Annotated in this window: 11 protein-coding genes and 1 tRNA gene; 5 read left to right on the top strand and 7 right to left on the bottom strand. The window is 73.2% G+C overall.

Going from position 1 to position 12,456, the window contains the following annotated elements:
- Positions 1–7: 7 nt before the first annotated feature.
- Complete coding sequence (locus FE251_RS02325) at positions 8–490, bottom strand: MarR family winged helix-turn-helix transcriptional regulator (RefSeq protein WP_139072220.1); 483 nt, start codon at positions 488–490, stop codon at positions 8–10.
- A 78-nt stretch (positions 491–568) separates the two neighbouring features.
- Here FE251_RS02325 and FE251_RS02320 point away from each other — a divergent pair, with 78 nt between their 5' ends.
- Positions 569–3,652, top strand: coding sequence for an efflux RND transporter permease subunit (locus tag FE251_RS02320; RefSeq protein WP_139072221.1), 3,084 nt, complete (start codon positions 569–571; stop codon positions 3,650–3,652).
- 113 nt (positions 3,653–3,765) lie between these two features.
- Here FE251_RS02320 and FE251_RS02315 read toward each other — a convergent pair whose 3' ends face one another.
- Positions 3,766–4,737, bottom strand: a complete 972-nt coding sequence (locus FE251_RS02315) for an acetylxylan esterase (RefSeq protein ID WP_139071323.1) — start codon at positions 4,735–4,737, stop codon at positions 3,766–3,768.
- 122 nt (positions 4,738–4,859) lie between these two features.
- Complete coding sequence (locus tag FE251_RS02310) at positions 4,860–5,729, bottom strand: Bax inhibitor-1/YccA family protein (RefSeq protein ID WP_139071322.1); 870 nt, start codon at positions 5,727–5,729, stop codon at positions 4,860–4,862.
- Between the two features lie 303 nt (positions 5,730–6,032).
- Here FE251_RS02310 and FE251_RS02305 point away from each other — a divergent pair, with 303 nt between their 5' ends.
- The 4 genes from FE251_RS02305 to FE251_RS02290 are packed head-to-tail and all read left to right on the top strand — an operon-like array spanning position 6,033 to position 9,836.
- Complete coding sequence (locus FE251_RS02305; RefSeq protein WP_139071321.1) at positions 6,033–6,977, top strand: ABC transporter ATP-binding protein; 945 nt, start codon at positions 6,033–6,035, stop codon at positions 6,975–6,977.
- The gene (locus FE251_RS02300) at positions 6,974–7,813 is read left to right on the top strand and encodes an ABC transporter permease subunit (RefSeq protein ID WP_139071320.1); all 840 of its coding nucleotides are present in this window, start codon (positions 6,974–6,976) and stop codon (positions 7,811–7,813) included. Before FE251_RS02305 ends, FE251_RS02300 begins: the two co-directional genes overlap by 4 nt.
- Positions 7,810–9,171, top strand: a complete 1,362-nt coding sequence (locus tag FE251_RS02295) for a histidine kinase (RefSeq protein ID WP_456237477.1) — start codon at positions 7,810–7,812, stop codon at positions 9,169–9,171. Before FE251_RS02300 ends, FE251_RS02295 begins: the two co-directional genes overlap by 4 nt.
- Positions 9,168–9,836, top strand: a complete 669-nt coding sequence (locus FE251_RS02290) for a response regulator (protein WP_255303573.1) — start codon at positions 9,168–9,170, stop codon at positions 9,834–9,836. Before FE251_RS02295 ends, FE251_RS02290 begins: the two co-directional genes overlap by 4 nt.
- A gap of 1 nt (position 9,837) precedes the next feature.
- Here the strand turns inward: FE251_RS02290 and FE251_RS02285 are convergent, their stop codons facing one another.
- The 4 genes from FE251_RS02285 to FE251_RS02275 all read right to left on the bottom strand — a co-directional run bounded on the left by FE251_RS02285 (position 9,838) and on the right by FE251_RS02275 (position 12,442).
- Positions 9,838–11,229, bottom strand: coding sequence for an NAD(P)/FAD-dependent oxidoreductase (locus FE251_RS02285; protein WP_139071318.1), 1,392 nt, complete (start codon positions 11,227–11,229; stop codon positions 9,838–9,840).
- 62 nt (positions 11,230–11,291) lie between these two features.
- On the bottom strand, positions 11,292–11,426 hold the full coding sequence (locus tag FE251_RS15905; protein WP_269144721.1) for a hypothetical protein: 135 nt from the start codon (positions 11,424–11,426) through the stop codon (positions 11,292–11,294).
- 120 nt (positions 11,427–11,546) lie between these two features.
- Positions 11,547–11,620 (bottom strand) — tRNA-Leu (locus FE251_RS02280).
- An 18-nt stretch (positions 11,621–11,638) separates the two neighbouring features.
- Complete coding sequence (locus FE251_RS02275; protein ID WP_139071317.1) at positions 11,639–12,442, bottom strand: uracil-DNA glycosylase; 804 nt, start codon at positions 12,440–12,442, stop codon at positions 11,639–11,641.
- Positions 12,443–12,456: the final 14 nt, after the last annotated feature.

The raw sequence follows: 12,456 nt of genomic DNA, 5'->3' as shown, positions 1-12,456 counted from the left end.
AAAGACCCTACGGTGCCGGGGGCGGCGGTGCGTACTCGGCGTCCGTGGCGTGCGCGCTCAGCGCCTGCGCCAGCGCGGTCAGCCCCTGGGCGAGCGCCCGCAGGTCCTGGGTGGCGAGGTGCTGGAGGATCTCCTCCCCCGCGCCCCAGCCTGCCGCCTCGTACTCCGCGACGACGGCGTGGCCCTGGTCGCTCAGGCCGACGAGCCGCACCCGCCGGTCGCCAGGGTCGGGCCGGCGCTCGACGAGGCCACGCTCGACGAGGCGGTCCACGAGACCGGACACCGTGGGCATCGAGACGTCGAGGTGCCGGGCGAGCTGGTGCCCCCCGACCGGGCCGTGGACGCGCAGCAGCATGAGGAGGCGCAGCTGCTGCATGGTCACCGGCGCCTCGGGCAGCGGAGCGCACCGGGGATGGGCGTGCAGCTGTGCGACGATCGCCCGGCGGGCGGCGTCCACCTCGGCGACGAGCTCAGCCGGCTGCTGGTCCACGTGTTACCTTTCTTTCGCTCTGCCTAAGTATTAGTCAGAGCCGATCTTTCCCGGCCCACTCTCCCACACGGAGCGCGCGTGTCCTCTCTTGCCCGGTTCAGCCTCTCCAACCGCGCGCTGGTCGCCCTGGCCACGGTCCTCGCCGTCCTCGGCGGCCTGTGGGCGACGTCGACGCTCAAGCAGGAGCTCATCCCGCCGCTCGACCTGCCCATCGTCGGCGTCGTCACCTCCTACCCCGGCGCCTCCCCCGAGGTCGTCGAGCAGCAGGTGAGCGACGTCGTCGAGCAGGCGGCGGGCGTCGTCGCGGGCCTCGAGGGCACGACGTCGACGTCGAGCGCCGGCTCCTCCGTCGTCCTCCTCGAGCTCGAGTACGGCACGAACGTCACCAACGCCCAGCAGGAGCTGCAGGCCGCGCTCACCCGCCTGGGCCCCGTGCTGCCCGAGGCCGCCGACTGGCAGGTCATCTCCGGCGGCATCGACGACCTGCCCGTCGTCCAGCTCTCCGCCGCGACGAGCGGGGACCAGGACGCCGCCGCCGAGGTGCTCCGCACCGTCGTCGTGCCCGAGCTCGAGCGCCTCGACGGGGTCCGTGACGTCCAGCTCAGCGGCGTGCAGGACGACCAGGTCCGTATCGACGTCGACCTGCCCGCCCTCGCCCAGGCCGGCCTCGACCCCACCGCCATCGGCCAGGCGCTCACCGCCAACGGCGCCGTCGTGCCCGGCGGGACGATCACCGAGGACGACCGCACCCTGTCGGTCCAGACCGGCGAGCGGCTCACCTCCGCCGAGGACGTCGCCGCCCTGCCCATCCCCACCGCGGCCGGCCCGGTGCGCCTCGACACGATCGCCGAGGTCACCTCCGAGCCCGCCACCGCCACCTCCTTCAGCCGCACCGACGGCACGCCGAGCTTCGGGCTGGCCATCACCAAGACGCCCGACGGCAACACCGTCGAGGTCTCCCACGAGGTCCAGGAGCTCATCCCCGAGTTCGCGACCGCGCTCGGTGAGGGCGCGGAGATCACCGTCGTCTTCGACCAGGCGCCGTTCATCGAGCAGTCGATCGAGGACCTCACCGTCGAGGGCCTGCTCGGCCTCGTCTTCGCCGTCGTCGTCATCCTGCTGTTCCTGCGCAAGTGGCGCCCGACGGCGGTGACCGCGCTGTCGATCCCGCTGTCGCTCATCGTCGCGCTCATCGGCCTGCGCACCGTGGGCTACACGCTCAACCTCTTCACCCTCGCCGCGCTCACCGTGTCCGTCGGCCGCGTCGTCGACGACTCGATCGTCGTCATCGAGAACATCAACCGGCACCTGTCCTACGGCAAGCCGCGCCGCCAGGCGATCCTCGACGCCGTGCGCGAGGTCGCCGGCGCCATCACCTCCGCGACGATCGCCACCGCCGCCGTGTTCGTGCCGATCGGTCTCGTCGGCGGGATGGTCGGTGAGCTCTTCCGGCCCTTCGCGTTCACCGCCGCGCTCGCCCTGCTCGCCTCCCTGTTCGTCGCGCTCACCATCGTCCCGGTGCTCGCCTACTGGTTCGTCCGCGGTCCGCGACCGGGTGAGGACCCCGCGGTCGTGCGCGCGGCGGCCGAGGAGAAGGAGCGCCGCTCCTTCCTCCAGCGCAGCTACGTCGGCACCCTGCGCGCCGCGCTGCGCCGCCCGTGGCTCGCCGTGCTCGCCGCCGTCGTCGTCCTCGCCGGGACGGCCGGCGCGGCCACCCAGCTGCAGACCCAGTTCATCGGGGACACCGGCCAGAACACCCTGTCGGTCACCCAGACGCTGCCCGCGGGCACGTCCCTGGCCGCCGCCGACGCCGCCGCCCAGCGGGTCGAGGAGGCCATCGCCGAGCTCGACGACGTGGAGACCTACCAGGTGACCGGCGGCTCCGGCGACGCCGCCATGGCGTTCTTCGGCTCGTCCAACGACACGATGTTCTCCATCACCCTCGACCTCGACGCCGACGCCGTCGCCGCCGAGGAGGAGCTGCGCGCCCTGCTCGCCGACGTCGAGGACGCGGGCGAGCTCACCGTGGCCACCGGCATGGCCGGGTTCGGGGGGAGCCTCGAGGTCGTCGTCAGCGGCGTCGACGGGGAGGACGTCGAGACAGCGGCGCAGCAGGTGCTCGACGCCGTCGCCGGCATCGAGGGCACCACCGACGTCACCTCCAACCTCGCCGCCGAGCTGCCCACCCTCCAGGTCCGGGTGGACCGGGAGGCCGCCGCGGCCCTCGGGCTCACCGAGGCGCAGGTCGGACAGACCGTCTCCACGGCGCTGCAGGGCACGACGCTCGGCGTCGTCAACACCGAGAACGGGCGCAACGAGATCGTCATGGAGGTCGGCGAGGCGCCGGCGACCCGTGAGGAGCTCGCCGCGCTGCCGCTGGCGACCCCGGCCGGCCCGGTCCCGCTGTCCCAGGTGGCCCAGGTCGAGGAGGTCGCCCAGCCGGTGACCATCACCCGGGCCGACGGGCTGCGCAGCGCGTCGATCACCGCGACGTCCACCGCCTCGGACCTCGGCCAGGTCACCGCCGCCCTCCAGGGCGCGCTGGACTCCCTCGACCTGCCCGACGGCGTCTCGGCAGAGGTCGCCGGGGTCAGCGCCGACCAGGAGGAGGCCTTCGCCAACCTCGGCCTCGCGCTGCTCCTGTCGCTGGCGATCGTCTACCTCGTCATGGTGGCGACGTTCAACTCCCTCATCCAGCCCCTCGTGCTCATGATCTCGGTGCCGTTCGCGGCGACCGGTGCGGTGCTCATGCTCGTCCTCACCGGCAGCCAGCTCGACGTGCCCGGCCTCATCGGCGCGCTCATGCTCGTCGGCATCGTCGTGACGAACGCGATCGTCCTCATCGACCTCATCAACCAGTACCGCAAGGAGGGCATGGGGCTGGTCGAGGGGATCATCGAGGGTGGCCGGCACCGCCTGGCCCCGATCCTCATGACGGCCGCCGCGACCATCGCGGCGCTGGTCCCCATGGCGACCGGCATCACCGGCGGCAGCGCGTTCATCTCCCAGCCGCTCGCGCTCGTCGTCATCGGCGGGCTCGTCACCTCGACGTTCCTCACCCTGCTCTTCGTCCCGGTGCTCTACCTGCTCGTCGAGCGCCGGCTGGAGAAGGTCCGGGCCCGCCGCGCCGAGAAGCAGCCCGACCTCGTCGAGCAGCAGTAGCCCTCCCCGCTCTCACGCACCCCACCCCGCCGAGAGCTGGATCCTGCACGGTGCAGGATCCAGCTCTCGGCGGGGTGCTGGCGTGGTGGGGGCGACTCGTCCGCGGAGGACGGTCAGCGGGCGAGGCGCTCCGCGAGCCAGGTGAGCTGACGCTCGCGCTGGAACTCGGTGCCGCCCTCGTGCTCGTTGAAGGGGTAGACCTCGACGTCGACGTCGCCGCCGTAGTGGTTGGCCGAGGCGTACACGGTCGACGGCGGGCAGACGGTGTCCATGAGCGCGACCGAGTACAGCGCCGGCGCCGTCGCCCGCTTCGCGTGGTTGACGCCGTCGATGTAGGACAGCGTGCGGAACGCCGGCTCGACCCGGTCCCGGTGCGCGGCGAGGTAGGTGCGCACCTCCTCGAACGGGCCCTCCGGCGCCATCTCGACGCCGCGCCGGATGTGCGCCAGCCACGGGACGTCGGGCATGGCAGCGGCGACGTCGACGAGGCCGGCGACGGCGGTGGTGATCGCCCCGCCCTGGCTCACCCCGGTGACCGCGACGCGGCCTTCGTCCACGCCCGGGAGGGTGCGCACCGCCTCGACGGCGCGGACGCCGTCGGTGTAGACGCGCCGGTAGTAGTGCTCGTGCGGGTCCTCGATGCCGCGGGTCAGCGTGCCGGGGGCGGCGACGCCGGTGCCGACGGGGTCCGGGGTGGCCCCGAACCCGTTCGTCGTCGTCGTCCCCTGCCCGCGGGTGTCCATGACGACGTAGGCGTAGCCGGCCGCCGCCCACAGCAGCCTGCTGTGCGGCAGGCCGCGTCCCCCGCCGTAGCCGAGGTACTCCACGACCGCCGGGAGCGGCTCGTCGGTGCCCGCCGGACGCAGGTACCACGCCTTGACCCGGTGCCCGCCGAAGCCGGAGAAGGTGAGGTCGAAGGCGTCGACGAGCCGCAGGTGCGCGTCGACCGGGACGGCCTCGACGGCGAGGTCGTGCGCGCGCGTCTCGGCCAGCGTGCGGGCCCAGAAGTCGTCGAAGTCCGCCGGCTCGGCGACGTCGGGGCGGTAGTCGGGCAGACGTGCTGCATCGAGGTCGAAGAGAGGCATGGCCGTACCTTACGGCCGCACCCCCTCCCCCGGACGGCCCCCGAGGACCCGACACTCCCCGCAGACGACGAGAGCCGGATCGTGCACGGGGCACGATCCGGCTCTCGGAGCAGGGGCTGCGGTCAGTCGCCGCCGCGCAGGATCGCCAGGAGGCGGAGGAACTCGAGGTAGAGCCACACGAGGGTGACGAGGAGGCCGAAGGCGGCCGACCACGCGTAGCGGCTCGGGATGCCCGCCTGGACGCCGCGCTTGATCGCGTCGAAGTCGAGGATGAGGCAGAAGGCGGCGAGGCCGACGGCGAAGACACCGATGATGACGCCGAGCGGGATCCCCATGATCTCCACGCTCGAGCGCAGGCCGAACGCGGAGTCGCCGCTGCCGAGGAGCATGATGCCGAGGTTGACCAGCGAGAACAGCGCGTACCCGACGAGGGCGATGAGCACGAAGCGGGTCATCTTCGGGGTCACGCGGATCTTGCCGCTGGAGTACAGCGCGAGGGTGGCGACGAAGGTCGCGCCGGTGGCGAGCACCGCCTGGAGCACGATGCCGGGGTAGATGCTCTCGAAGACCATCGAGATGCCACCGAGGAACAGGCCCTCGGCCGCCGCGTACACGGCGATGAGCGCCGGGCTGGGCTCACGCTTGAACGCGTTGACCAGGCCGAGCACGAGTCCGACGGCGAGGCCGCCGAAGGTGGCGATCATGTTGCCGCCGAGGACGAACCAGTTCAGGGCGCCCATCGCGACGACGAGCGCGAGCAGTCCACCGGTCTTGACGATGACGTCGTCGTAGGTGAGCCGCCCGGTCTGGGCCGGTCCGGCGGCCGGCTGCTGGTAGGCGTACTCGAGGTTCTGCACCTGCTGCGGGTCCGCTGCCGGCGGGTAGGTGGTCCCGGCCGACGGCGCGTACCCCGGGTGGGTGGGGTAGCCGCTGGGCGTCGTACCGCGGCGCTCGCCGAAGTACGGACTGTTCTCGAAGACTGGATTGCTCACTCAGTGCCTCCTGGTCGCGCGTGGCCACGGGCCGACGCGTAGGTCTCATCCGCGGTCATCCTATGCGCCCCCCTCGCACGAGACCCGCCGTTGTCCAGGACAACGCCGCAGGCCGCGTCCGTGTTCCGGCCCGACACCCCCTCGCGCCGAGAGCCGGATCCCGCACGCGGGCCGGGTCGGCTCATCCTCGGGGTGGAGGTCGTCAGCCTCGAGGGTGAGGGAACCGGCGGGGCGATCTCCCCCTGCCGGGCGTCGTGCCCGGAGCCCGCCCGCCCTACTGTGGAGGGAACAAGGAGGCACCACATGATCCAGGCCCACGAGCTCACCAAGCGCTACGGCGACAAGACCGCCGTGGACCGCGTGAGCTTCACGGTGGAACCCGGGACCGTCACCGGGTTCCTCGGCCCCAACGGGGCCGGGAAGTCGACGACGATGCGGATGATCGTCGGCCTGGACCGTCCGACCTCCGGCACCGTGACGGTCAACGGCAAGCCCTACGCCGCGCACCGGGCACCGCTGCACGAGGTCGGGGTGCTCCTCGACGCCAAGGCGGTGCACACCGGCCGCTCGGCCTACAACCACCTGCGCGCGCTGGCCGCGACCCACGGGATCGCCACCTCCCGGGTGGAGGAGGTCATCGAGATGACCGGCCTCCAGACCGTCGCGCGGAAGCGGGTCGGCGGCTTCTCCCTCGGCATGGGCCAGCGGCTGGGCATCGCCGCGGCGATGCTCGGCGACCCTCGCACGCTCATCCTCGACGAGCCGGTCAACGGCCTGGACCCCGAGGGGGTCAAGTGGGTGCGCACGATGGTGCGCTACCTCGCCGGGGAGGGCCGCACCGTGTTCCTCTCCTCCCACCTCATGAGCGAGATGGCCCAGACGGCGGACCACCTCCTCGTCATCGGCCGCGGCCGGATCATCGCCTCGGGACCCGTCCGGGACATCGTCGACGCCACCCGCGAGGTCAGCGTCCGGGTGCGCTCCCCGCGCGCCGGCGAGCTGAGCGAGCTCCTCGCCGGGCAGGGCGTCTCCCTCGTCGCCACCGAGCCGGGCCTCATGGAGGTCTCCGGCCGGACCGCCGAGGAGATCGGTGAGCTCGCGGCCGGCGCGGGCATCGCGCTGCACGAGCTCACCCCGCTGCGCGCCTCCCTCGAGGACGCCTACATGAGTCTCACCCACGACGAGGTCGAGTTCCGCACCGAGCACGCGAGCGCCTCCGTCGGCACCCCGGAAGGAGCCGTACGATGACCACCCAGACCGCCCCGCGCGCCGTCGCCGTCAAGCCGGTGACCTTCCCGCGCGTCCTCACCTCCGAGTGGCTGAAGTTCTGGTCCCTGCGCTCCACCTACTGGACGCTGGGCGCCACCCTCGTCTCGATGGTGCTCATCTGCCTGCTCCTCGCCTTCGGTGCCTCACAGTCCGCCGACGCGGGCTTCGACACCGGGCTCGACGGCCAGACGGTCATCGCGACGAGCTACATCATGGCCCAGCTCGTCGTCGCGGTGCTCGGCGTCCTCATGATCACCGGCGAGTACTCCACTGGCATGATCCGCTCGACGTTCGCGGCGGTCCCCTCCCGGGTCCCGGCGCTGGTCGCGAAGGCGATCGTCATCGCCGTCGTCGCGTTCGTCGTCGGGGTGCTCGGCGTGATCCTCTCCTACGTGCTGACGATGCCGCTCCTCGGAGACGTCGGGGGCGCCGCCGACCTGGGCGACCCGGTCACGCTGCGCATCTTCTGGGGCACCGGCCTGTACCTCGCGGCGGTCGGCCTCTTCGGGCTGGCCCTCGGGGCGCTGCTGCGGCACTCCGCAGGCGCCCTGGCCGCCGTGCTCGGGATCCTTCTCCTGCTGCCGGTCATCGTCCAGCTCGCCATGTCCCCGCTCGAGTGGCTGCGCGACGCCTACCCCTACCTGCCGACGACGGCGGGTGAGCGGATCGTCGCGGTCGACAGTCCGGGCATGGAGATGCAGACCGCCGGACTCCCCCCGCTCCTCGAGCCGTGGGCCGGCCTGGGCGTCTTCGCGATCTACATCGCGGTCGCCCTCCTCGCCGCCGCGGTGCTCATGCGTAGGAGGGACGCCTGAGCATCCTGCGGCCCCCGGCGCCGGGGGGCACGTCACCTGGTGACGGCCCCCCGGCGCCACCTCGCGCCGTCCCGGTCGCCCCGCCCGCGGAGGCACCCGGCCCCCGGCCGAACGGCCTCGCCGGGCCGCGCGTCGGCCCGCTGCGCCGCGTCCTGGACCGCCACCCCGTCGTCGTCGACTGGGTCGTCGCCCTCTGGTACGGCATCCCCGCCGCGGCCACGGTCCTCTTGGGACCCACGATGGGCTCAGGAGGCACCGGCTGGACGGGGGCAGCGCTCGCCCTCGTCGGCTTCGCCGCCCTCCTGGGCCGGCGTCACCGTCCCGTCCTCACCCTCGCCGTCGTCCTCGCCGCCCTCGTCGTCTCGCAGGCGATGCTGCGGGAGACGACCGGCCTGGAGATCGCGGCCGTCCTCGCCCTGTACGCCGTCGCGGCCTACAGTCCGGCGCGCGCCGCCTGGTTCTCCCTCGCCGGTCTCCTCGCCGTGTTCGCCGGGGCACTCGCCGTGTGGCCCTCCGCGCTCGTGTCGGTGAACGTCGCGGACGGCACGGAGGTCGCCCTCAGCCCGGCGGCGTCCTTCGTCATCGCCCTGAGCACGACGTTCGCCCTGGCGATGATCGCCCTCATGCTCGGCACGACGGCACGCGGGCGGCGGCTGCACATCGCGGCGCTCGTCGAGCGCGCCGCCCAGCTCGCCCTCGAGCGCGACCAAAGCGCGCAGATCGCGCTGGTCGCGGAGCGCAACCGCATCGCCCGCGAGATGCACGACGTCGTCGCCCACAGCCTGTCGGTCATGGTCACGCTCGCCGACGGCGCCCGCGCCTCCCTGACCAAGCGGCCCGACCAGGCCGCCGTGGCACTCGACGAGCTCGCCGCCACCGGCCGGTCGGCCCTGGCCGACACGCGCCGGCTGCTCGGCGTCCTGCGCGACGACGACGCGGGCGAGGGCGGGGCGCCGCTCGCGCCCCAGCCGCTCAACACCGACCTCACCGACGTCATCGCCCGCTTCCAGGCGGCCGGGGTGCCGGTGTCCCTCACCGAGAGCGGCCCCGCGCTGCCCGCCGACGCCGGCCTGCAGCTCGCGGTGTTCCGCATCGTCCAGGAGGCGCTGACCAACGTCCTGCGCCACGCCCCGGGCTCCCCGCGGATCGACGTGACGATCGACCGGCAGCCCGGGTACGTCGTCGTCGAGGTCGACAACGCCGACGGCGCGCGGCCGGCGAGCACACCCGGCGGGCGCGGTCTGGTAGGCATGCGGGAGCGTGCGGCGGTCTACGACGGGCACGTCGAGGCCGGGCCGACGCCCGGCGGCTGGCGCGTGCGGGCCGTGCTGCGCTGGGCTGAGGAGGGGGAGCTGTGAGCATCACGGTGCTGCTGGCCGACGACCAGGCGCTGCTGCGCATGGGCTTCCGGCTCGTCCTGGGGGCCGAGGAGGACATCGAGGTGGTCGGCGAGGCAGCCGACGGGCAGGCCGCGGTGACGCTGGCGACGGCGCTGCGACCCGACGTCGTCCTCATGGACGTGCGCATGCCGCGGCTCAACGGCATCGAGGCGACCGAGCAGATCGTCGCCTCACTGCCCGGGTGCCGGGTCCTCATCCTCACGACCTTCGACCTCGACGAGTACGCCTTCGCCGGTCTGCGCGCCGGCGCCAGCGGGTTCCTCCTCAAGGACACCCCGCCCGAGACGCTCGTGGCGGCCATCCGCACCGTGGCCGACGGGGACGCCGTCGTCTCCCCGCGGGTGACCCGGCGCATGCTCGAGCTGTTCGGCGAGCGCCTCCCGGCGACCTCCGCGACCGAGCCCCCCGACGACGGCGTCCTGTCCAGCCTCACCACCCGCGAGCGCGAGGTGCTCGGGCTCGTCGCCGAGGGCCTGTCGAACGGGGAGATCGCCGCGCGGCTCCTCGTCTCGGAGGCGACGGTCAAGACGCACGTGGGCAAGGTGCTGGCCAAGCTCGACCTGCGCGACCGCGTGCAGGCGGTCATCCTCGCCTACGACACCGGGCTGGTGCGGCCCGGCTGACCTACCGGGGCTCGGCGGGCGGCGAGGGCTGTGCGCGGGGCGTGTCGGTCGCGGCCGCGACGAACGAGGCGCGCGGGCTCTGGAGCGAGCCGAGCGCGACGAGCTCGCGCCGGAAGAACAGCGCCGTCGTCCAGTCGAGGACGATGCGGACCTTGCGGTTGAAGGTCGGCATCGCCCACATGTGGTAGGTCCGGTGCATGAACCACGCGACCGGGCCGCGGAGCTTGACGCCGAAGACGTTCGCCACGCCCTTGCCCAGGCCGAGGGAGGCGACGGTGCCGACGTTCTTGTGCGCGTAGTCCTCCAGCGGCTCCCCCCGCAGGTGGCGGGCGAGGTTGCGGGCGAGGTGCCGCGCCTGGCGCACCGCGTGCTGGGCGGTGGGGCCGGTCGTCGCCCCGGGGGTGTCGGAGGTGAGGTCGGGGACGGCCGCGCAGTCCCCGGCCACCCATGCGCCCGGCACGACGCCGTCGTCACCCGCCACCTGGAGGGTGGGCAGGGCGCGGACCCGACCGCGCTCGTCGAGGGGCAGGTCGGAGCTTCCGAGCACCGGGTTGGCCTTGACGCCCGCGGTCCACACGACGGTGTCGGCCTCGAACTCCTCCCCGCTCGAGAGCTTGACGTACCCGTCGACGCACGACTCGAGGAAGGTGTTGAGGTGGATCTCCACGCCGCGGGCGCGCAGCTGCTCGATCGCGTACCCGCCGAGCTCCTCCCCGACCTCGGGCAGGATGCGCCCGGCGCCCTCGACGAGCACGAAGCGCATGTCCTCACGGCGGATGCCGTCGAACATCTTCGCGGCGTCGCGGGCCATGTCCTCGATCTCGCCGAGTGCCTCGATGCCGGCGAACCCGCCGCCGACGAAGACGAAGGTGAGCTTGCGACGACGCAGCGCGGGGTCCCAGGTGGAGGCGGCGACGTCCATCTTGCCGAGCACCTGGTTGTGCAGCGCGTTGGCCTCCTCGACCCACTTGAACCCGATGGCGAACTCGGCAAGGCCGGGGATGGGCAGGGTCCGGGGCACCGCCCCGAGCCCGACGACGAGCTCGTCGTAGGCGAGCTCGTAGCTCTCCCCCTCCTCGATCGGCTCGACGACGACGCGGCGGTCGGCGTGCCGGATCTCGCTCACGCTGCCCGTGACGAGGGTGCAGCCGCGCAGCTCGCGACGCAGCGGGGCCACGACGTGCCGCGGCTCGAGGTTGCCGGCCGCGGCCTCGGGGAGGAAGGGCTGGTAGGTCATGTACGAGCGCGGGTCGACGACGGCGATCTCGACGTCCTCGCGGCTCATCTGCTTGCGCAGCCCGAGCGCGGTGTACAGGCCGATGTACCCGCCGCCGAGGATGAGTATCCGCTTGGTACGGCGAGGACGCGGGGCTGCGGGGAGCGGGGTGGTCACCTATCGATCGTATGGGCGCTTCGCCCGGTTCGCGCGGTCTGGTCAGCCCGCCCGGGACCGGTCTAGAGGTACTCCTCGGGGTCGTCGTCCCCGCGCAGCTGCCAGGTGAGCCGCACCTGTTGGGTCTCGTAGTGCGCGGCGATCGCGTCGCGCCACGACGCGGTCCGTGTCTCCAGCGTCACGTCCATCGTGCTCACCTCCTCACCGGCCGCCCGCCCGCGGAGAAGTTCTGACCACCCAAGTGTGCGGTCCTGTCGCAGGAGGCGCATCCGGCAGCGGGCCCGGAAAGGGGCGACGAAAGTAGGAAATATCGTGCGTACCCCCAGCGGGACTCGAACCCGCACTGAGCCGATTTTAAGTCGGCTGCCTCTGCCGGTTGGGCTATGGGGGCAGGTCGCGCCCGCTCATCCTAGGCGGGGCCGGCGGTCGCCCGGCAGCGGTCGAGGACGTCGTCGAGCATGGTCTCGGTGAGCCGGCCGGTGAAGGTGTTCTGCTGGGACACGTGGTAGGACCCGATGAGGCGGACCTCCCGCCCACCGGGGGTGCGGACGACGGCCTCCGCGCCGTGGCCGAAGTGCGGGCGCGGGCGCGGCACCTGCCAGCCGAGGGCGACGAGCGCGGCGAGCGTCGCCTGCCAGGCGATGGCGCCCAGCGCGAGCACCGCCGTCGTCGTCGGCTCCATGAGGGTGATCTCCCGCTCCAGCCACCCGCTGCACGCGGCGCGCTCGTCGGGGCTGGGCTTGTTGTCCGGCGGGGCGCAGCGAACGGCTGCGACCATGCGCGCGCCGGTGAGCTCCAGCCCGTCGTCGGCGGCCCGCGACTCCGCCTGGTTGGCGTACCCGGCCCGGTGGAGCGCGGCGAAGATCCAGTCGCCCGAGCGGTCCCCGGTGAACAGGCGTCCGGTGCGGTTGGCCCCGTGCGCGGCGGGCGCGAGCCCGACGACGAGGAGGTGGCCCTGCGGGTCGCCGAAGCCCGGCGCGGGGCGGCCCCAGTACGTCTCGTCGGCGAAGGCACGGCGCTTGACGTCGGCGACGTGCTCGCGCCACCCGACCAGCCGCGGGCAGGCGCAGCAGACGGTGGAGCGGGCGTCGAGGGTCAGGAGGTCCGGGCTGCCGGCAGCCAGGCGCCGCACGCCGGCCGCAGACCGCGCCACGGGAGTCTGCGGCGTGGCGCGGTCACCGGGCCACCCGCTCCCCGCCGCGACGAATCCCATGGTGCCCATCATGC

The sequence above is a fragment of the Georgenia wutianyii genome, assembly GCF_006349365.1.
Lineage (GTDB): Bacteria > Actinomycetota > Actinomycetes > Actinomycetales > Actinomycetaceae > Oceanitalea > Oceanitalea wutianyii.
The sequence above is the reverse complement of the archived record's forward strand: the minus strand, read 5'-3'. Positions and strand labels throughout refer to the sequence as shown.